General features: G+C 43.3%; 15 protein-coding genes and 1 pseudogene. 11 read left to right on the forward strand and 5 right to left on the reverse strand.

Annotated features, from left to right (window positions below):
- Positions 1-95: 95 nt before the first annotated feature.
- Positions 96-1,328: a multidrug efflux MFS transporter EmrD gene (emrD, locus tag Q4Q52_RS04760; RefSeq protein ID WP_311989964.1), complete on the reverse strand. Its 1,233-nt coding sequence runs from the start codon at positions 1,326-1,328 to the stop codon at positions 96-98.
- Between the two features lie 424 nt (positions 1,329-1,752).
- The gene (gene ampC, locus Q4Q52_RS04765; protein ID WP_311989965.1) at positions 1,753-2,937 is read right to left on the reverse strand and encodes a class C beta-lactamase; all 1,185 of its coding nucleotides are present in this window, start codon (positions 2,935-2,937) and stop codon (positions 1,753-1,755) included.
- Between the two features lie 398 nt (positions 2,938-3,335).
- Here ampC and Q4Q52_RS04770 point away from each other — a divergent pair, with 398 nt between their 5' ends.
- Entirely contained in the window at positions 3,336-4,100 is a 765-nt protein-coding gene (locus Q4Q52_RS04770; protein ID WP_311989966.1) for a tRNA-uridine aminocarboxypropyltransferase, read from the forward strand.
- A 163-nt stretch (positions 4,101-4,263) separates the two neighbouring features.
- On the opposite strand, the pseudogene Q4Q52_RS04775 reads toward Q4Q52_RS04770, so the two are convergent.
- Positions 4,264-6,322 (reverse strand): annotated as a pseudogene (locus Q4Q52_RS04775) (PhoX family protein).
- A 405-nt stretch (positions 6,323-6,727) separates the two neighbouring features.
- Positions 6,728-7,843 (reverse strand): tyrosine-type recombinase/integrase, encoded by a 1,116-nt coding sequence (locus Q4Q52_RS04780; protein ID WP_311989967.1) that lies wholly within the window; start codon positions 7,841-7,843, stop codon positions 6,728-6,730.
- 448 nt (positions 7,844-8,291) lie between these two features.
- Between Q4Q52_RS04780 and tnpA the strand changes: the two genes are divergently transcribed.
- From tnpA to Q4Q52_RS04805, 5 genes are all read left to right on the forward strand, one after another.
- On the forward strand, positions 8,292-8,729 hold the full coding sequence (tnpA, locus tag Q4Q52_RS04785; protein ID WP_311989968.1) for an IS200/IS605 family transposase: 438 nt from the start codon (positions 8,292-8,294) through the stop codon (positions 8,727-8,729).
- A 323-nt stretch (positions 8,730-9,052) separates the two neighbouring features.
- The gene (locus tag Q4Q52_RS04790) at positions 9,053-9,592 is read left to right on the forward strand and encodes a hypothetical protein (protein WP_311989969.1); all 540 of its coding nucleotides are present in this window, start codon (positions 9,053-9,055) and stop codon (positions 9,590-9,592) included.
- A gap of 110 nt (positions 9,593-9,702) precedes the next feature.
- The gene (locus tag Q4Q52_RS04795) at positions 9,703-10,041 is read left to right on the forward strand and encodes a hypothetical protein (RefSeq protein ID WP_220590293.1); all 339 of its coding nucleotides are present in this window, start codon (positions 9,703-9,705) and stop codon (positions 10,039-10,041) included.
- A 336-nt stretch (positions 10,042-10,377) separates the two neighbouring features.
- Complete coding sequence (locus Q4Q52_RS04800) at positions 10,378-12,366, forward strand: RecQ family ATP-dependent DNA helicase (protein ID WP_311989970.1); 1,989 nt, start codon at positions 10,378-10,380, stop codon at positions 12,364-12,366.
- Positions 12,359-12,634 (forward strand): hypothetical protein, encoded by a 276-nt coding sequence (locus Q4Q52_RS04805; RefSeq protein ID WP_028759892.1) that lies wholly within the window; start codon positions 12,359-12,361, stop codon positions 12,632-12,634. The genes Q4Q52_RS04800 and Q4Q52_RS04805 overlap by 8 nt, the downstream gene beginning before the upstream one ends.
- A gap of 87 nt (positions 12,635-12,721) precedes the next feature.
- Here the strand turns inward: Q4Q52_RS04805 and eco are convergent, their stop codons facing one another.
- Positions 12,722-13,273, reverse strand: coding sequence for a serine protease inhibitor ecotin (eco, locus tag Q4Q52_RS04810; RefSeq protein WP_063882899.1), 552 nt, complete (start codon positions 13,271-13,273; stop codon positions 12,722-12,724).
- A 455-nt stretch (positions 13,274-13,728) separates the two neighbouring features.
- On the opposite strand from eco, the gene Q4Q52_RS04815 reads away from it, so the two are divergent.
- The 5 genes from Q4Q52_RS04815 to Q4Q52_RS04835 all read left to right on the forward strand — a co-directional run bounded on the left by Q4Q52_RS04815 (position 13,729) and on the right by Q4Q52_RS04835 (position 20,968).
- Positions 13,729-14,904, forward strand: coding sequence for a cation diffusion facilitator family transporter (locus Q4Q52_RS04815; protein WP_311989971.1), 1,176 nt, complete (start codon positions 13,729-13,731; stop codon positions 14,902-14,904).
- Positions 14,905-15,414 carry a MarR family transcriptional regulator gene (locus Q4Q52_RS04820; RefSeq protein WP_311987774.1) on the forward strand — a complete coding sequence of 170 codons (510 nt, stop codon included), beginning with the start codon at positions 14,905-14,907 and terminating at the stop codon, positions 15,412-15,414.
- Positions 15,415-15,625: 211 nt separating this feature from the next.
- Positions 15,626-17,719: a prolyl oligopeptidase family serine peptidase gene (locus Q4Q52_RS04825; protein WP_311989972.1), complete on the forward strand. Its 2,094-nt coding sequence runs from the start codon at positions 15,626-15,628 to the stop codon at positions 17,717-17,719.
- A 269-nt stretch (positions 17,720-17,988) separates the two neighbouring features.
- On the forward strand, positions 17,989-19,614 hold the full coding sequence (locus Q4Q52_RS04830) for a phosphoethanolamine--lipid A transferase (RefSeq protein ID WP_311989973.1): 1,626 nt from the start codon (positions 17,989-17,991) through the stop codon (positions 19,612-19,614).
- A 325-nt stretch (positions 19,615-19,939) separates the two neighbouring features.
- Positions 19,940-20,968: a GGDEF domain-containing protein gene (locus tag Q4Q52_RS04835; protein ID WP_063882908.1), complete on the forward strand. Its 1,029-nt coding sequence runs from the start codon at positions 19,940-19,942 to the stop codon at positions 20,966-20,968.
- Positions 20,969-21,037: the final 69 nt, after the last annotated feature.

Genomic DNA, 21,037 nt, shown 5'->3' on the forward strand with positions numbered 1-21,037 from the left:
TGCTTAAGCTAAGAACGCTATGACTTCAATTTTTCGGCATTAAATCTATGGTTTTAAATCTATAGTTTTAAATCTAGGATCTTAAATTTAGGACATTAAATCTGTGGCATCAAATTGTGGTGAGTGTCATTTTGATCTCTGGCGTAATACAAAGACAAAATCACTAACACCACCATGACAGCGCTTAATAAACCTATGCTCAACTGGCCGCCCATAGGCACTAAAGACATAGTCAATGCGGCAAGTCCGGCACCAAAGTTTTGTAATCCTCCCAGTAATGCCCCCGCAATTCCTGCTTGACGTGGAAATGGCTCTAATGCCGCCGAGGTCAGGGTAGGGAACAGCATACCAGCGCCACTGAAGAATAAAATCGATCCAACCAGTAAACTCCAACCGACGACCAAATTGAAAAGCCCCGGGATCAACATGAATAAGGCGCCAGCGCCAAGCAGCGCAACACCTTGATAGATAACTCTTTGCGGCTTATTTTGTCGACCAGCAATCAGCGCGCCCAATAAATAGCCTGGAATCGGCGCCACAAAATAACAACTGACCATGAAAGGCGTCAGCCCAAGATATTGGCCATAGAGAACGCCGGCAATGGCTTCAAACGCCGCAATACCCGCAAAGGTCGCGATCAAAGAAAACAAGTAAGCTCGAAACGCTCTATGGCGCAGGACATGCCGATAGGATGCGATAACGGCTTGATGTTCCCGCTGCGCCTTAGGTAATGACTCTTTAAAGGCGAATATCAATAACAGCCAGACCACGGCACCGAATCCTGCTAACACCCAGTACACGGCTTGCCAGCCGAAGTAGGCCGCACTGGCGCTACCGATAAATGGTGCCAGTAAAGGTAAAAACACTACGGCCATAGAAACATAACTATTAAATTTAACCAGTCGGTCGCCAAAGTAATGATCGCGGGGAATGCTCCGGCATAAAGCGCCCGCGCTGGCTGTGCCTAATCCTTGGATAAGGCTCGCCATAATCAGTTGGTTAAAGCTTGTGGCCTGAGCCGCAAACACTGCTCCTATGATGAAAATAGCGATACCCACGACGAGTGGCATTTTACGACCAACGCGATCTGACACTGGGCCATACACAAATTGAAACATCCCGTAGGAGAGTAAGTAACAGGCCATCACTGCTTGTAGCTGACTGGCGTCCACATGGAGCCCGAGTGCAATTTGCGGAAGGGCAGGCACAAAAATCGTTTGCGCCATTTGGCCACAGGCGACCATAAAGACAATCATTAACAGTAAACTAGACTGACTCGCCGTTGGAGCGACATCGTGATGAATAGGAGAGTGAGGCGTGCCTGACATGATATTTCCGAAAAAGGTCACTTAAGGTATTTGCGCGCATCTTACTCCCTAAAAGCGTAACTTCAAGTGTCAATCATATTGATTTGATGAAATAATTTTTAATGCGACTCATAAGTTTTTCTCTTCATTTTTAGCTGTAAAGCTAAACTTACGTAGGGTTATTTATCTGTTAACCAGGTCGAATAATTGCAAATGAATTAATACTCAGATTAACCCTTCACTGCCTATTTTCTTACATGGGAGTTTGCTTAAAAATATTGGCTATTAAGAGATTGGAGGTAAGCAAGTGGATAAGATGTCTAATACAAGCCACCCTAAAAAAATCACGCTAAAAATATAGATAAGGAACAAATAAAAAAGGAGATAGCGAATCGGGCTATCCCCTTATTTCCCTTAATGCTAGATAGTCGCTACCAGCAAGATGCTATTTTTGTAATTTCTCTATGCCAGTTAAAATCTGATAGCCCACAGTCACCCGTGGCGGAACGGGATAATTTTTATTGCTTAACAATACTATGCCAAGCTTTTGCGCAGGAATAAATGCTGCATAAGCGGCAAAACCGCCGGTTGAGCCGGTTTTATTAATCCACACATTTTGCTGCGGCGCGAGGGGCGGCACTATAGGTTTAACTGGCGTACTGCCAAACACCACTTCCTGAGTATGACCCTCAAGTATTTTATCAAGATCAATAGGATAGGAGTAATGCTCCCAAATCATATCTTGGGTCATCATGCCGACATCAAAGTATCCCGTATGGGTCTCATCGAGTGCCGTTTGCAGTGGCTTAGCTAGCGGGTGCATTTGCATATTGGCCTCCACAAAATGTAGCAGATCCGTGGCTGTGGTTTTAACGCCATAGGCTTCATCGGCTAATACACCGGGATTGACCCGCACTGGCATGTCTTGCTTATTGTAGCCTTGGGCATAATCAGCCATTTTGCTGCTCGGAACCTGAATATAGCTGCTAGCCATACCCAATTGTGGAAATAGCGTTTGCTCAAGAGCTTGATGAAACGTTTTATCTAAACTCTGTGCGGCAATCATGCCGAGCAGGCCAATGCTTGGATTGGCGTAATTCCTGTGCGTCCCTGCGGCAAATGACGGTTGCCAATGCTTAAGATAATCCATTAATTCTGCGTTATTCGTGACCTTGTCGGGCACTTGCATCGGCAGATCTCCCGCAGTGTGAGTCGCTAGATTGATGAGACTAATCTTATCAAAATGGCTGCCTTTTAATGCAGGAACATAATCACTGGTCATATCCGTGAGTGATAATTTGCCTTCGATTTGTGCATAGTTCGCCAGTGTCGCGGTAAAGGTTTTACTGATTGAGCCAATCTCGAACAGGGTATGTTCTGTCACACTTTGCCCTGTGGTTTTAGAACTGACGCCATATTGGTAAAAATACTGTTTACCCTCAATGGTGATGCCAATCACAGCACCGGGAATGCCGTATTCGGCCATCAGAGGTTTGACGGCAGAATCAACAAGTGACTGGATGTCTTTGGTATTAAGCGTTTGGGCCGTAGTGACATTAGAAAAAAGCGTTGCAGTGAGCAGCACACCGCTTAATAACGGCATGGTAGCGAGCAGGGTATGTCGTTGCATAATTGACCTTTTATCGAAATTGCATTTATAGAGTAGAGATTACACACGATATTACGGTAATTCCCCATTAAGTTAAGTCCTTACTGATATTTAGCGTCAATATCCCCTCTGTAAGTAACTGAAAGGTTGGCCTCGCTAATCGAGTGTTAAATACTGCGTGATGACATGAACTTCAGTATTACAGTTGTTGCGCTATTCTAAGAGATTTCCTTAATCATAATGCAAAGTTGAGTCAGCAGTTTATACCCTCAAGCACCGACACTTATGCCTTTTATCCCGATAATGCATTGCGCAGATTGCGCCATTTACGGCCAAGGGATAAACTGCGCCACCGCGAGAGGAAAGTGCTGAATAATTTAGCCGCAACCCCTAATAAGTTTGAAAGAGAATTGGTTCTTATGGCTTTAGCCCCACATGCAGTGCACCATTTATATCAGTACCGTAAGTCTATTTCGACTAAGCCCTTTGGTGCCCGTGGTAAAAAACTGATCCGCTGTCCATTATGCTTATTAGGTGAGCAGTTCTGTACCTGTGCGCTGCGTCGTCAGTTACAGACTCAAGCCAGTTTCCTGCTGATCATGTACAACGATGAAGTGCTAAAACCAACTAATAGCGGGCGCTTGATTGCGGATCTTATCCCAGATACGCACGCCTATATTTGGTCGCGCACAGAACCCGAAGCGGCATTACTTGCCTTGCTCGATTCGCCGCAATATCAACCTTATTTAGTGTTTCCAGCCCAATATGCGGAGCAAGGACAAACGGTACTAAACCAAGTGCCTATGTCGACATTAGCCGAAGGCAAACGGCCGTTGTTAATCATGCTCGATGGCAGTTGGCGTGAAGCGATTAAAATGTTCCGTAAGAGTCCATACTTGCATTCTTTGCCACTGCTTTCCTTTGACCCAGATACGCTGGCAACCTATGCATTGCGTAAAGGCAGCCATGACTTTCAACTTGGCACCGCCGAGGTGGCATCCTTAGCATTAGGGGCGATAGGCGAAGCGGCTAATGGCAAAGTCTTAAGTACGTGGTTTGATTTATTTGTTGAATCATCATTACTGGGCCGTAATCGACGTTGCCGTGAAGATCTTCTGCCAATCACAGATTTTACCAATGCCTTTGAACTTGCCTTCGAACAAGCCAATAACGACAAGCGTTAATTAATCTTCGAAATGAATGGGTAATATAAAAATTTAAGTTAGTGACTATCTTAAATAAAAACTCCCCTCACTTGAGGGGAGTTTTATATAGGCTAAAGTTTGCTCTGGCAAGAAAGCTTTATTTGCGCTTTAACTAAAGCAAATATATTCCTTAAATAACGTCTTAAACTGCAACTTCTTTACCATCTGATTTTCGAATAACCACAGTGGCGGCGCGAGGCCGTAATGTGACTCCAGTTGGCGTTTGTTCTGCGGCATTGGACGAATAAGGCCAGTTACCGGGATGCTGAATGTTAGCAAATACCGAAGTGTAATCAGGGCTAATGGCAAAACCTGTCACTTCACAGTCGTTGGGGCCGACGAAGAAACGCTTTAACTCCATTTGATTATCGGCCGTTACGCCTACTTGTTTCTCTTGGCCATCCACCAGTGTTGAAGGCACGATCGCGAGCATTTGATCGTTGGTTTCTTCGGCAACTTCCTTTGCGCCATTGTCGGTTTGAACCCACAAGATACCGCGTTTATCAAAGGCTAACCCATCAGGGCTGGCAAATTGATTGAGATCGGTTAAGCCTGACAAGTTGGTCTCAGCATTGGCATCGCTGGGTGAGCCAAACACAAAAATATCCCATGTAAATTCAGTCGCTTTGTCGCCTTCATCCCAACGAATAATATGGCCGAAGTAGTTTTTTAATCTTGGGTTGGCAGGATTCGCTTCGGTACGTTTTGAGTTGTTGGTCAGGGTCAAATAAGCAGAACCCGTGAACGGATCGACCGCGCACCATTCAGGTCGGTCCATAGGTGTTGCGCCGACTAGGTCCGCTGCGCCCGCTGTGTTTAAAATAATGTCGGCCAAAGTTGTGAAGCTATCGCCTAGGGTTTTGCCGTCAGTGGTTTGGCTATCTAACGTCAAAGGTAACCAAATACCGCCACCATTTTCATTGAATTTAGCCGCGTATAAAGTACCTTCATTCATGTACTTATCGCCTGTTTGCAGGCGGTTGCTGCTGTCAGCATCCTTTGCATCCCAGGCCGCATTTGAAACAAATTTATAGAGGTATTCGAATTGCGAATCGTGGCCAGAATAGAACACCACGGGCTTGCCTTCTGTCAATTTACCAAAGGTACAACCTTCATGGCGGAAACGACCAAGGGCAGTACGTTTTACCGCGCGAGAGGTGGCGTTGTACGGGTCGATTTCCACAATGAAACCGTGGCCGTTTGCTTCGTTACGGTAGTCATCCTGAGCACTTGCGCCCTTTGGCGTGACATCGAAACGCGCAAATTCATCGAGACGTTCTTCATCATGACCGGCAAGATCGTCCCAGCCATAACGTGTACTGGTTTTACTGATCCCGATGCGACTCTGATCGGCGGTTAAGCTGCCACGATTGGCAAAATAGCCTGGCCAATTTTCTTCACAGGTCAGGTAAGTGCCCCAAGGCGTGTAGCCATTACCACAGTTATTTAAGGTGCCGCGCAGCTTGGCTGCCATCGGGAGAATAGCGGGTTTCGAGTAGCGAAGAGTAGGCCAGAGGACCGCTGATATCCATCACAGTCGCGCCAGTAAATCGACGGTTATGACCATCATTACTGACAACTTCCCATTGATTATTCATCAGTTTTATACGTACAACCGACACGCCGTGAGCGTTAATTTCTTTGCGCACTTCATCGATAACAGTGCGAAGACCAGAAGTGGGGTCAAATGTCTGGCCCGTAGGATGCAAGGCATCTTCGTCAATGTATTCGTGGTTAATGCAGAGTAGACCGTCATCACCCGCATCATTTAATGGGAAGAAATGCATGCCATCGTGGTGCATGCCCACTGAGTTGGCTTGGTCATCGGCCGTGTTACTACCATCGTTTTTCCATGGCGCCGCTTTTGCGTTTAATGGCGTGCCCCAAGGTGCTAACACCTGCGCTGTGTAACCTTCTGGCACGACAACCGCATCTAAGCGAGAACCCGCAACCGATGTAAAGTTAAGCTTGGCGCTACTTTTAGTCGGTGGCACTGGCGTGACTGGATCGACAGGTTTAGGAACAGTTTCATTGTCTGAACCACAAGCGGTTAAGCCAACACTGGCAAAAGCTGTCATAGCGCTGAGGCCTAAGCCACTTTTTACGAAATTACGGCGAGATAAATGCTTATCCAACACTTGATTAAAGGGTTCATTATTACTTTTATTATAAAGTGTAGGATCAAAGGTGGCCTTACTCATATTTTACTCCGGCTAGTACGATGAATTAAATTTCGTGCCTAAGGCTAAAGTACCAATATGACAATAAAGCTGATTTTATATTACAGGAATAATTTACATACTAACAAAGCTTATATGTTTTAAGAATTTTAAATTGGATGTGATAAGTATTTTATGTTGGAAAGATATCAATCTTAAAATAACATTAATTAGATTCATTGCTCTAATTTGATGTTTTTAATATAACTTAAATTGTTAATTTATATAATTATCTAATGTGTTTCCATTAATACTTATTAGTTCTGTACATTAATGTCCTTTGAATGAAATCCTTTTCCTTCTTAGAAGAATCAAGTGAAGTCTATTTCTCAGTTTAAAATTCAGGCTAAAACGAGAAGTTAATGCTTGACCTGTGATCGTTAAGTTTCAGTCTTTTGGTTTTAAATAGTGACGAAGTGAGCGCGGATCGGTATGTCCGGTTCTGGCCATGATGTACAAGTGATCTTTATTATTTTCATGCAGTTGTGTTACGCAGCCACTGCGCAAACTGTGGGCACCATAAAATTTGGCGGGCAGTCCTGCTTTAGTACAATATTTTTTAATGATGCGATAAATATCATCGCCGGTAAGGAAACCACTATTTTTATTCAGTAATGAACTGGATCCGGAATGTCGGTCTTTCATTTGATACGGACGTAAATTTTTTCCATCACGGGAAAGTGATCTAAATAAATGTCCGTCTTCAATATTGGCTAACGATAACCAATTTTTCACGGCGTCGAGTGCTGCAAAGGGTTCATGGTCTGGCAGGTCTTTCCATTCCCGTTGGCCTTGCTGATTACTCTTCGAATAGGGCAGGCGCACTTTTAATTTGTTACGCAGAAAACTGACATACTGAACTTTTATATCTGCCAGTTCAGAACGACGAAACCCACCTTGTAATCCTAATTGAATAATCGCTTTGTCCCGCACTCGGGTTAATGGCTGCACTTGTTCATCGATAGCCTGGATCAACATTTCCACTTCATCATACATAATGGGTTGCTGATCATAGTCACTCACATGGCGAGATTGATTTCTGCTCAAGCCACGCATCACTCTGATCACCAGAGGATGTTCGGTAGGCGAGTGGAATCCCGCTTGAATATGATGGTAGCGAATTGCTGCCAACCTTGTGGTTAATGTTTGCTTTGAAAGTTGAACGCCAGTGCTTTCTTGGATCAATTCTTTTTGATGACCAATAAATGAAATTACGCTTCGTGGATCTGCGGGCAGGGCCTGCAGTTGGTGCTCGGCACAATAACGGCTAAATACACTAAAGCTTGTATTATAAACACGGCGAGTGTTCACTGAAATTTCGTATTCAGTTTCTTCGGCGGCGCTTAAATAATCACTTCGAACAGATTGTGGCAGGAAAGACTCTTCAAAAAAACGTGGCTGTTCAGCACGGTTATTATGGTGATGACCTGATACAGTCGCTATTTCATTCGATATATTGGTGTTATTTTGAGCATTACTATTTGTCCGGATCATTTTAGACATGCTGTAGAAGTCACCTGATATCGAATTAAGAAGGCGTAATTATACGCAAATCATAGCTATATCTACCAGTGATAATCGTCATTATCACTGGTAGAGTACTTATTTGTTTAAATAATCCTCTTTTATCAGAGGAGGGGCATTAAATAACATTAAGTTGGATTGTTTAGTTAAAAAAATAACCAAGATAAACCCGTTATTACAATGGTGATTAATTCAGCAGAGTTATAATAAGAGCCAAATTTAGTATGAAATTTGTACTGTTTGTATGAGATAGTTTTGAACTCGGTTAGCCACAGATGTGCAGATTAAAAGAATGGTGTAACCATTTTATTGTCATCCCAAAACCACCGCCTCTGGCGGTGGTGATTGTTCCTTGAGGCTATAGCCTGAATTACGCCCATGCTAAAAGAGACTTCTTATTCACCACAAGTAAGAGGAAACGAAAAGCATGGGCGATTATAGAAGTTCATCACATGTTTATTGGCGTTGCAAATATCATATTGTTTGGACTCCGAAGTACCGTTTTAAAATTTTAAAAGGAAACCTTGGTAAGGAGTTATACAGGTCAATTTATATCCTTTGCAATATGAAGGGTTGTGAGGTTTTAGAATTAAACGTTCAGATAGACCACGTTCACTTGGTAGTCATAATCCCGCCGAAGCTGTCAGTATCAACGCTGATGGGAGTATTGAAAGGAAGAAGTGCGATAAGGCTATTCAATAAATTCCCTCATGTACGTAAAAAGCTATGGGGCAATAGCTTTTGGGCCAGAGGTTATTTTGTAGACACAGTAGGTGTTAATGAAGAATTCATTAGACGATATGTGCGCCATCAAGATAAACAAGATCAGGAACATGAGGCTCAATTGTCGTTGCAGATGATGTAGGTTCTTGGAATAGCCCCTTCCAGGGGCAAGTCAAAGCCGCCTTCTAAGAAGGCGGATTCTTTACTTATCATTCTTGAATAGAAGGCCGTTAAACTAGGTTTGTATGTTGGGTGAAATTTAAGCGAATAACGGCAACCGCTTATCTGGTTATTGAGGTGATATGCATTGAGCTATTTCAGCCTAGGGTAAAATGAAGCATAAGGAATCGATCATTAATCAATAAAATGGTTGAACCATATATTAATACTTGTCGATTTGTACTAGCATGAGTTCCCATTTATTTTATCCGCATTGAACGCATGCTTAACTGAAGAAACGTATTTATGGAACCGCAAGCTTGGATATATCAACAAGACAAACCAACCTCAGGCAGAAAATTATTATTGCTTGAGGAAGCAGAATTGATTTTTGCCTTACCCTTAATTTATCGCCTTATCAATCCTGAAGCCGTCGCATCTAAACCAGATTGGTTTTGTGGCGCTGAGTTACAAACGGTTTTATATACTGAGTTGGTGACGCAATTAAATGAATTAGTCCGATTACGCAAAAAGGCACAGCGACTCGACAACGAGCTCATGAAGGTAAATAAAATGCTCAATCAGTATTTTACTGATTTGGGTTGGCGTATGGTTCGTAAAGAGTTATCACAAATAAAAAAACGTCAGAAAAAGTCTCATATCGAGGTAAGTAGGGATATTATTCTGAGATTAAAGCGTTATATGGAGTCTCAAAAGTTGGACAGTTTTGATCAGGCAATAGATAACTTATTGTCGGAGCATGATGCTGATAACTCACAAAATCATTTACAGCACTCAGATGATATTGTTGACAATATTATTAGCGTCGAGATACGTGATCAATAATCGCTTAAATGAGCAAGTTAGCCGTGACTTATCTGTGCAGACACGTAAAATTGCTGTTAAGTTTAAAGGGATATTTTTAGTTTAGGATTAAGTAACATGGGGCATCAGAAATGAGTGTAAGCATTGCAAATGAAAGGAAAATTGCTGTCCTGTGCCGAATTGAACCTGGCTGTCTCGGACCAGATGGTGTGGATCACATTGAGGCTTTTTGTGCTTTGGCCCAAAAAGCGATGCAACATTTCGACGTCGATGTTGGTACTTGGTTGCTGATCCCAAGATACGATAAAACCTTGGAAGAGATGCAATACAGTGTTGCCAATAAATTACTTTCTCGCGAACAAGCGACTAAGTATCTTGTCTCTATCGGACGTGATATCGATAGTTTTGAAGAAAGATTTCAGGATAAACTCACCTCGCTGATTAATTTATACCTTGCAAGAAAACCGTAAACTGAAGGCTTTGCTTTGCCGAGATTAACCTCAGCTTTAGCCTCGGCGCATACGTTAGCCATAGCTCAAATTTCTAAAGCCATTTTTATTTTCGCATTCAATTTTTTATAAAAATGGCTATTTACTTCTCATAAAATCAATACATTAACCATCATTCTTCATCTGCGGCATCATTGATTCCAATTGATAAACTCAGCGTCAAAACTCAGTTGTCGGTAATTAACTCCGTAAAGTAGCTCAAAATTTGCTAGACTAGTCGACTCACTTAATGCTGAATCTTTTTCTTGCGGTATACCCAATTTTTGGGGTGGTAAGGATGAGTGTAAAGGACGGTTGATGTTTAATTCCATTCCAGAAACTAATCCATACATTAGTTTGTTGCAGCGGGATTTCGGGTTTTCTGAATTTCGTTCTGGCCAAGCGCAAACGATAACCCAACTGTTGGCGGGGAAGTCGAGTTTGGCTATTTTTCCCACGGGTTCTGGTAAATCCCTTTGTTACCAATTTACAGCATTGCAATTACCCCATTTGAGTTTAGTGATTTCACCTTTACTCGCCTTGATGAAAGACCAGCTGGAATTTTTACAATCTAAGGGAATTCATGCGGCCAGCATAGATTCAACCTTAAGTGCTGAGCAAAGTCAGCAAGTGATGGCTGATGCGCGTTCTGGCAAATTGAAAATTTTAATGGTGTCGGTTGAACGTTTCAAAAATGAACGTTTTCGGCAATTTATTCAATCGGTTCCGCTGTCAATGCTGGTCGTTGATGAGGCGCATTGTATTTCAGAATGGGGCCACAATTTTCGGCCCGATTATCTTAAATTGCCCGACTATCGGCGTGAGCTTGAGATCCCATTAGTACTGTTATTGACGGCCACAGCAACACGTAAAGTGAAACTGGATATGGCAAAACGCTTTGATATTGCGCCTGAACACATAGCACAAACGGGATTTTATCGGCCCAATTTAGATTTGACTGTACTGCCTGTATCAACGCAAGAGAAGAATGCCTTACTGGTTCAGCAGATTGCATCATTCTCAGGTGCCGGCATTGTGTATGTGACTTTGCAGCAAACCGCCGAAACGGTCGCACGACTTTTGAGCCAACAAGGTATAGTCGCCAGTGCCTATCATGCTGGATTTGAAGATGAAAAACGTCAACAAATTCAAAATGATTTTATGCAGGATAAGCTGCAAGTGGTAGTGGCAACCATCGCTTTTGGCATGGGAATCGATAAGAGCAATATTCGTTTTGTGATCCACTACGATTTGCCTAAATCCATTGAAAACTACAGCCAAGAAATCGGCAGAGCAGGGCGTGATGGTGCGTTATCCCATTGTGTCACTTTGGCCAATCTTGACGGGCTCAATACCGTTGAGAATTTTGTGTATGGCGATACGCCGGAGCGAGAAGGTATAGCACAAGTCATTGAGGCTATTCGACTTGAACAAGATTCCGGTCAGTGGGAATGTCAGCTCAATGGCGTGTCGACGGCGAGTAATATTCGCCAGTTACCGTTAAAAACGTTACTTGTGCAGCTAGAAATTTTAGGTGTGGTTAAGCCGTTATTCGCTTACTACGCTGACGTTAATTACAAGTTTTTGGTCGACAAACAGACCATTCTGAGCCGATTTAATCCTGAGCGGCAGGCGTTTTTGACGCAGATTTTTAATCATACGCAGATGAAGAAAATATGGGGCGCGTTAGATTTTGATGCCTTGTACAGTGCGACGGGTCATGAGCGCAGCCGCGTGTTAGCCGCGCTGGAATATTTAGCTGAACATCAGTTGATTGAATTAGAGACTAAACGAATTACCGATGTTTATCGGGTGGATGTTGCCGCATTAGCGCGTCCCGAACTCATCGATGAGCTGTACCATTATTTTATTGATAAAGAGCAGAAAGAAATTGCGCGAATCGCGCAGTTAGTCCGCTTTTTTGAACTTGAGACGTGCTTAAGCCACAATTTATCCCGTTATTTTGATGATAATGAAACACCGGTTGCATGCGGTCATTGCAGTGTCTGCCGCGGTCATTTTGCTAAGTTGAGTTATTCGACCGAACCGACGTGGCCGACAAATCTGCAGATATTGGCTGATTTGCGAGAGTTGAAACATCATTTAACGGCTAAGGGCATTGAGACTTTGTCACTTGATACTTATTGTCGTTGCCTCGCTGGTATGTCGGTGCCCTTGGTGAGTCGGTTCCAAGTGCGTAAGTTAAGTGGCTTCGGCCGCTGTGAAAAATTGAGATATGCTGAAATTAAACAGAAAGTTGAGTCACTGTTGTCGCAACTAGATGATAAAAGAGTTGAACATGAATAAGGCCGTAAAAAAGATGTTAGCCACCCATGAACATTTGGTTCACTCTGAAGGTGTGACTGTGGTTTCGCATATGCAAAGGGAAAAGGCGGAGTGGATACAACATACTGTTATGATTGAAGATTGTGATGTTCCGTTTAAATTCAGACGGGTGAAAAAATATCGTAATCTGCAAGGGCAAAAGATCAATGTCATCTATTACCCAGAAACAGAAACTGTGGCGGGTTTTGAGATAGAAATCATGCAAGTTGTTAGAATTAAACGATTCTAGTTAATGTTCTTCGAGTCTTTGCTTTTATCAATCAGCAAAGACTCGAAGCGCATTCGATTGATGACTCGATCGTTAAAATCGTGCTACTTACTTGGAATATTGATAGGTTGAATCCACTTTCCACGTTCTGAAACGCAGTTCCGCGCCTTCTGGTAGATAAAATACCTTAGGTAAACGACTGTCGTAGCGCATTTTCAGTTCACCCGGAATACGAACAAAAGCTTCTTTCTTCGCCAATTCGAAACAGGCCATCATAGTGCTCGGCCCTTCAGCGATTTCATCCACTTGATAGTAGTTATAACCCCAACCTTGTACAGTCAGTTCCTTCAATTCCCCGTTTAATCCATGCTTATTGCAATCGACCATTTGAGTCTGGCCAATTTGGATTTCGATCATGTAGTCATCTTCGTTTTCTAACTTAGGCAAACTCAAAATGTGCTGCACCATACCAGCCGCCGGAGCAGGGAACATCTTAGTCGCTTCCTGTGCGCTGTAATCTTTTGGGTCAAAACGTTGAATGCTGATCATAGGCGCATCTAATCCTGTTGGGTGTGGCGGGCTGACTGCCGCAGCATTGAATGACAATAATGTAAATGCAAGGGGAACAGCGCTAACGCTAAATAAGGTCTTCAATTTCATCTTGTTTCTCCTAATCGAACTGAATGGATGTCGACAAGTTTGTCGTTGTTCTGCCCCTATAAACGCAGCAGAGGTAAAAAAGGGTTAAATTATTCAATAAAAAATCGATTTTTACCCAAATAATTTTTATCCATCTGAATAATAAGGCTGCAATAAAGCCAATCTTACTCTGCTGAATCAGCTGTTTTCACACATAAATCAAACGCTAATCCATTAAACCTTGCCTGATATCCTTTGCCTAGTCTAGCTGCCTATCTTAATTCACATATCAGCGTCTGACTGATGATAGGAGTACAGATGCATTATGGGGATCCAGATGCACGTTTAAAAGTTTGAAAACGGTATATCTTGATAAATGACTAATTTGAATTTCATATATTTTGATTTTCAAACTATAATTCAGGCAACACGTTTTTTATCATTGATAGCGATGGACATGGAGTAGGAATTACACAATGAAATCAACAGCAGTCGAGCAAGCGACAGGGCATCAAGCTACTGCCCACCGCCAAGGGCACTCACTCGCCCAGTGGCAACACTCCCATGAGTTTTCGAGCCAGAACCGCGATGGCGAAAAGAACACGCGTTATGTACTGTATTTAACTGTGATCACTATGGTGGCTGAAATTGCTGCCGGAACCATTTACGGTTCTATGGCATTGCTCGCCGATGGTTGGCATATGGGAACCCATGCCGCGGCCTTTATGATCACGTTATTCGCCTATTCCTATGCCCGTAAACACGCTAACGATCCTGCCTTTGCTTTCGGTACTGGCAAAGTGAGTGTGCTTGGCGGTTATACCAGCGCAATAGCGCTAGGACTTGTGGCACTGGTGATGTTGATTGAATCGGGAATGCGACTGATTAGTCCCGAGCAAATTCATTTCAACGAAGCTATTTTTGTGGCCGTTATTGGTTTAAGCGTCAATGTGCTGAGTGTATTTTTACTTAAAGATCATCATACCCACGACCATGGGCACGGTCACGGACATAGTCACGCTCATGACCATCAAGATGATCATAAAGACGAACATGCTCACGCGCATCACAACTGCCAAGCACACACCCATGACTCACATGCACACGATGAAAGTCATCATGATCACAGCCATTGCCAACATGAACAGGATCACCAACATGCTGCAGAGCATGAGCACAAGAGCCAGAAGGCCCACGGTGGCCATGATCACAACCTACGTGCGGCCTATTTTCACGTACTGGCCGATGCGTTAACGTCAGTGCTCGCCATCGCTGCTTTGTTGTTTGGTAAATACATGGGACTAACTTGGCTCGACCCGATTATGGGGATTGTCGGCGCTGTGATTATCAGCCGTTGGTCTTGGGGACTCATTCAGCAAACCAGCCCTATTTTGCTGGACGGCGGCGTTAAAGCGTCATTGCAGCGTAAGGTCGTGGAAACTCTTGAGGCCGTACCGGATCATCAAGTGGCCGATTTACATCTTTGGCGAGTGAGCGCCGATCACCATGCTATTATGGTGTCTATCGTGTCCCATTCACCGAAAGATGTCAGTTATTTTAATCAGTTACTGTCACAATTTCCTGAATTGGCCCATATCACCATTGAACTCCATACTTGTCGTCAGCGCGAGTGTATAGCTAAGGAAGCCTAAATGACTGTTGAACATCATTCCTCATCAAACCTGCATGCAAGTGAGGCACATTTGCCTGCTGCACAATCAACAGCTGGACATTCAACGGCCGCGCATTCAACAGATCATGCATTAAATCATGTGATTATTGAATTTTATGAAAAGCTGTCGTCATGGGAACACGCCATTGTGCGCGACAAAGGGTTTAGTCTATCGCAGGTGCACACCATTGAGTTACTTGGCGTGCACGGCGCTATGCGAATGAAGGAATTGGCGGACAAGATTGGTGTCACAACGGGCACATTAACGGTTCAAATCGATAAAATGGTAGAGGCACAGTGGGTTGTGCGACGCCCCCATGAAACCGATCGCCGTTCGATTCTAGTGGAGTTAACCGATAAGGGCCAAGCCTTGTTCCTTGAACATGATGCTTTGCATCTACAACTCACCACAGATCTCACCGCAAAAATGAGCAGTGAGGAACGAATCGTGCTGCTTAATTTGCTGTCACGCATGAATAACGAGTTTTAGTTTACCTTATTTCATCCACTAAAAAGCGTCCCTCGTGGACGCTTTTTTATAGCACGACATCTTTAAAAACGCGATTCATTCTAGATTAATCATCAGCTATTACAGCACCTTACCTTTTGTTACATTCTTGTTGGATTAATAGTTGAACTGGATATTAATTAAGGTAATGTAAGGGCAGATCTCAAGATGGACTTTGTATAAAAGGAATAGAATGAATAATAAATTACTGCCTTGGTGCATTGCAGGAGTGCTCGGAATGAGCGGTCAACTTCACGCAGAAGAAGATAAATATATTTGGTTGGAAGATGTTGAAGGCGCTAAGCCTATGGAATGGGTGAAAACCCAAAATGCCGCATCGGCCTCCGAAATTAAAGCGTTCAAAGGTTTTGATACCTTAGTGGCGAACAGCCTCGCCATCCTGAACGATAAAGAACGCATTCCCTACGCCACTCATATTGGCGACAAGTTATACAACTTTTGGAAGGATGACACCCATGTGCGCGGCATTTACCGTCGCACCACAATGGAAGAATATGCCAAGGCCGATCCTAAATGGGAAACCGTGCTCGATATCGATGCCCTAGGTAAAGCTGAATCCGTCAATTGGGTATTTAAGGATATTAGCTGTCAGTATCCCGAAAATGAACGCTGTTTTGTCTCATTGTCTCGCGGCGGTGCCGATGCGGTGGAAGTGCGTGAATTTAATCTCAACACTAAATCCTTTGTTGCTGCCAAAGATAAGCCATTCTTTTTAAAAGAAGCCAAATCGAGCCTGAGCTGGATAGATAAAGATCACGCCTTTGTCGGTACTGATTTTGGTGATGGGCAAAGCATGACGGACTCGGGTTATCCCCGGGGCGTTAAACTGTGGCAACGCGGCACGCCACTCGACCAAGCTAAGCCTGTTTTCACCGGCGACAAGGCTTCAGTTGCAGTCTCTGGCTGGGTGTTATTCGATGACAAAACCCCACTGAGTTTAGTGACCGAGGCGCATACCTTTTATACCTCCAGCCAATATGTGTACCAAGACGGTAAACTTATTGGATTGCCTTTACCGCAAGATGCTGAGATTAAAGGTTATTTCAAAGGTAAGTTATTCATTGAGTTAAAGAGCGATTTAACCAATCAAGAAGGCAACTTTAAGCAAGGCGCGGTCGTCTATGCCGATGTGGCGGATCTTATCGCCCAAAAAGCCAAGTTCAGTTTATTTGTGAGCCCGACTCAAACCGCATCGATTGCGCAGCTCAGTTTTAGCAAGAGTGCAATTTTTGTTAATTGGCTCGATAACGTGAAAAGTAAATTAGTGCGTTATGAGCAAGACGAAAAGGGCGCTTGGCAGAGCACTCACGTACCGTTTGAAGCGAATGGCGCCTTGACTGTAATGGATGTTGAGCAAGACAGTGATGATTTCTTCGTGAATTACACTAGTTTTCTTGAGCCTTCAAGTCTCTACACTGTGAATGCCAAAACCTTAAATCCAAAGAAAATTAAAGGTATGCCGCAACAGTTTGCTGCGGACAAGTTTAAAACTGAGCAATATTTTGCGACGTCTAAAGATGGCACTAAAGTACCGTACTTTGTGGTGATGGCTAAGGAACTTAAGTTAGATGGCACTCATCCCACGCTACTTTACGGTTACGGCGGTTTTGAAGTGTCGCTGCGTCCTTCTTATTCGGCCACCATTGGTAAAAATTGGTTAGAGCAGGGCGGTGTCTATGTGTTATCCAACATTCGTGGCGGTGGTGAATACGGTCCTGCTTGGCATCAAGCGGCGTTAAAGCAGAATCGACATAAAGCCTATGAGGATTTCGAGGCGATCGCTGAAGATTTGATTGCCCGTAAAATCACCTCAAGCAAACATTTAGGCATCCAAGGTGGCAGTAATGGCGGCCTATTAATGGGCGCGGCATTTACCCGTAGACCGGATCTTTATAATGCTGTCGTGTGCCAAGTACCTTTACTTGATATGTTTAGATTCAATAAGTTATTAGCAGGTGCTAGCTGGATGGGCGAATACGGTAACCCTGATATTCCAGAAGAATGGGCGTACATTAAAACCTACTCGCCTTATCATAACCTGCATAAAGACGTGCATTATCCAAAGGTCTTTTTCACCACTTCTACCCGTGACGACAGGGTTCACCCAGGTCACGCCCGTAAGATGGTCGCTAAGATGAAAGACATGGGGATTGATGTGTTGTACTACGAAAATATCGAAGGTGGCCACGCCGGCGCTGCAGATAATAATCAAGCTGCGGAACTTAATTCAATGGCGTTTGCCTACTTATTACAGCAGTTACGATAATCACCGCAGGGTTAACATGAATTGTTAATTCGTTGGTGATAAAAACCGAGCAAGGCCCTAATAGGTTGGGGAGCAAAAAACGGTCGAACTCATTGAGGTTCGGCCGTTTTTTTAAGTTTGTTTTTAAAATGTGAGCATTAACCACAGATAATTTGAGCCATTACCAAGAGCTTGCTACTATGGCAAAAAATTTGACTGTTACAGCCTAAGATTACCTTAAGAAAATTAAGTTAGTCTCGACAAACAACTAATTTGAGTGAGAGCTATCAGTGCTAGCAAGATTTAAGACTCTATCGGTGAATCGATTCACTTTTATCACAGCGTTATTTTACGTTTGTATCTTCAATATCCCACTATTCGGCATCATTAAAAAAGGCATCGAAAAACAACCGGATGTCGATCCTATTTTCATCGCCACTATGCCGTTGTTTTTAGCCTTTGCCCTCAGTTTTGTGTTTTCCTTATTTACGGTGAAGTACCTCGTTAAGCCATTTTTTATCATATTGACCTTATTGTCATCGAGTGTGTTTTTCGCCGCCTATCAATACAATGTCGTCTTCGATTACGGCATGATAGAAAACACCTTTCAGACCAATCATGCTGAAGCGCTGATGTATGTGAATTTCGCATCAATAATCAATATGTTACTCACAGGGATTTTACCCGCGTATCTTATCTATAAGGCCGATATTCAATACCAGCCATTCTTCAAAGAGTTACTGCATAAAGTACTGTTTATGCTGACGATGTTGGCGGGACTGGCTATTATTGCTTTCTTTTATTTCCAAGATTATGCCGCCTTTGGCCGCAACAACGACGAGCTAAAACGTTATATCGTGCCGACGTACTTTATTGGCGCTGCGTCTAAGTACATTAATGTGCATTATTTGCAAACGCCGATTGAATATCAGCAACTGGGTCTCGATGCTAAAAATGTCAGTGCTAACCCTAATGGTAAACCTAACTTATTAGTGCTTGTGGTCGGTGAAACCGCGCGGTCTATGAATTATCAGTATTATGGTTATGACAAGCCAACCAACGCCCATACCCAAGATCAAGGCTTGATTGTCTTTAAAGATACCAGTTCATGTGGCACGGCAACGGCTGTTTCTCTTCCTTGTATGTTCTCGCGCATGGGACGGGAAGATTACGATTCTCGCCGCGCCTATGCTCAAGATACTGCGGTAGATGTGTTGAATCATGGCGGGATTAAAGTGCAATGGTTTGATAACGACTCTGGCTGTAAAGGCGTGTGCGATCAAGTTGAAAACATTACGATTGATTTGAACAGCGATCCTGAGTTGTGTACTGGCCAATATTGTTTCGACCAAGTGTTACTCAACAAATTAGATGAAACCTTGGCCACTGCAGAACGTAAAGATACCGTGATTGTGTTGCATGTGATTGGTAGCCATGGACCAACGTATTTCTTACGTTATCCACCGGAGCACCGTAAGTTCACACCGGATTGTCAGCGTAGCGATATTCAAAACTGTAGCCAAGATGAACTGATTAACACCTACGACAACACCATTTTATATACTGACTACATCATCAGCGAAGTGGTGAAAAAGTTACAAAATCAGCAAGATAAATTTGATCCAGCCATGTTGTATCTCAGCGATCACGGCGAGTCGTTAGGTGAGAAGGGCATGTATTTACATGGCGCTCCTTATAGCATTGCCCCAATCGAACAGACGAGTATTCCTATGCTTGCTTGGGTATCTGAAGATTTTAGTAAAGATAACCACTTAGATATGGCTTGTTTAGCTGAGCACGCGGCGAAGGGCGGTTTCTCCCACGACAATTTATTCGACAGTCTTTTAGGCCTAATGAATGTCAAGACCGAGGTATATCAGCCTAAGTTAGATATCTTTGCCAGTTGCCGAGGTTAATCAACCCATTAACTCATCAATATTGAGTCGCGAGCATTATCGTGCGACTCAATGTTATCTTGTGACTCAATGCTATCTTGTGACTCAATGCTATCTTGTGACTCAATGCTATCTTGCGACTAAGTCTGATCGACTGACCCCAAGTTATTGAGTGATACCTCGTTAGTTTGGTGTCGTCAATTCAAGTTCTAACTTAAAAGGGGATGGCAACATCCTCTTTTCTTTTGTCGCCTATCATAATAATTGATTTCCCCCATATCCAAATCGAAGCACTTGAGTTAACTTAATGCATACAAAAACATAACAAGTCTATGGTTCGCGATTTATGCCTTCTACTGCAGAAAATAAAGAGCTTGATTCTGCCGCGCAAATTTTGCGTTTGGCCGTACCGCAAATGTCTGCCCTCGATATCCCAGTCACACCTGAAAACTACACTGTTTGGTATGAATATTTTGCAGGGACAAATCTCGATTTAAACCGTGCGATTGATGGCTTTCTGGCAAATTCAGTTTCTTTTACCAAGGAGGTCAATACCAGTCTGTATAAGAACTTTATTCAAGAACAGTCACCTGAAGTGATTGAAAATGTGCAGATAGAGACACAAATTCTGATCAATAGTTTGTTAAGTAAAATTAGCCAACTGAGTCAAGGTACCGCAGCGTTTTCAGGTTCATTAGCTGAGTTTGGTTTGCGCCTACAGACAAATCCCGACATTAATACTTTAAATGAGCTGGTTGATGGTGTAGTCGATGAAATGCAGATGCTGCTCATCAACAACCGTGAGATGGAGCAAAGCCTGTGCACCATGGGCCAAGAAGTGCAAAATCTTAAATCGGAAATGGAAAACCTGAGCCTAGCGGCGATGACTGACCAATTAACCTCGCTGCACAATCGCCGTGCCTATGAACTGAGTATTCAAGATCAAATCTACCTCTCCCAAGATCATCAAACCCGTTGCAGTCTTTTGCTGATCGATATCGATAATTTTAAAGCCTTTAACGACACCTATGGCCATTTAACCGGCGATAAAGTGTTGGCCTATGTCGCATTAGCCTTAAAACAATGTGTGCGAGGGGATGACTTTGTGGCGCGTTATGGCGGCGAAGAATTTGTGGTGGTGTTGCCTAACACTCATTTTCACGATGCATTACAAGTGGCTGAAAATCTTCGGGAACGTATCTCTGAGCGCCGCTTAACCATAGGAAAAGACAAAAAACTTTCCCTTGGCGCCATTACTGTTTCGATTGGTCTGGCTTCATTGCAGCAAGGCGACGATGCCGAAACTCTATTTAGTCGCGCCGATAAGGCCCTGTATCAAGCCAAGTCCGAAGGCCGTAACTGCGTCAGGGGATAAAATAGATAGGGTATAAATAGATAGGTGATTTTCGGCTGAGTTTTGCTGGTTCAGTTACCATAAACAGCT

It is taken from the genome of Shewanella sp. SP1S2-4 (genome assembly GCF_031932075.1).
GTDB lineage: Bacteria > Pseudomonadota > Gammaproteobacteria > Enterobacterales > Shewanellaceae > Shewanella > Shewanella baltica.

Coding starts and splice junctions, on each gene's coding strand:
- Q4Q52_RS04820 (WP_311987774.1), top strand. CDS start 14,905: ATGACTGTTGAACATCATTCCTCATCAAACCTGCATGCAAGTGAGGCA.
- eco (WP_063882899.1), bottom strand. CDS start 13,273: ATGAAATTGAAGACCTTATTTAGCGTTAGCGCTGTTCCCCTTGCATTT.
- Q4Q52_RS04805 (WP_028759892.1), top strand. CDS start 12,359: ATGAATAAGGCCGTAAAAAAGATGTTAGCCACCCATGAACATTTGGTT.
- ampC (WP_311989965.1), bottom strand. CDS start 2,937: ATGCAACGACATACCCTGCTCGCTACCATGCCGTTATTAAGCGGTGTG.
- Q4Q52_RS04835 (WP_063882908.1), top strand. CDS start 19,940: ATGCCTTCTACTGCAGAAAATAAAGAGCTTGATTCTGCCGCGCAAATT.
- tnpA (WP_311989968.1), top strand. CDS start 8,292: ATGGGCGATTATAGAAGTTCATCACATGTTTATTGGCGTTGCAAATAT.
- Q4Q52_RS04780 (WP_311989967.1), bottom strand. CDS start 7,843: ATGTCTAAAATGATCCGGACAAATAGTAATGCTCAAAATAACACCAAT.
- Q4Q52_RS04795 (WP_220590293.1), top strand. CDS start 9,703: ATGAGTGTAAGCATTGCAAATGAAAGGAAAATTGCTGTCCTGTGCCGA.
- Q4Q52_RS04770 (WP_311989966.1), top strand. CDS start 3,336: ATGGCTTTAGCCCCACATGCAGTGCACCATTTATATCAGTACCGTAAG.
- Q4Q52_RS04815 (WP_311989971.1), top strand. CDS start 13,729: ATGAAATCAACAGCAGTCGAGCAAGCGACAGGGCATCAAGCTACTGCC.
- Q4Q52_RS04825 (WP_311989972.1), top strand. CDS start 15,626: ATGAATAATAAATTACTGCCTTGGTGCATTGCAGGAGTGCTCGGAATG.
- Q4Q52_RS04800 (WP_311989970.1), top strand. CDS start 10,378: ATGTTTAATTCCATTCCAGAAACTAATCCATACATTAGTTTGTTGCAG.
- Q4Q52_RS04790 (WP_311989969.1), top strand. CDS start 9,053: ATGGAACCGCAAGCTTGGATATATCAACAAGACAAACCAACCTCAGGC.
- emrD (WP_311989964.1), bottom strand. CDS start 1,328: ATGTCAGGCACGCCTCACTCTCCTATTCATCACGATGTCGCTCCAACG.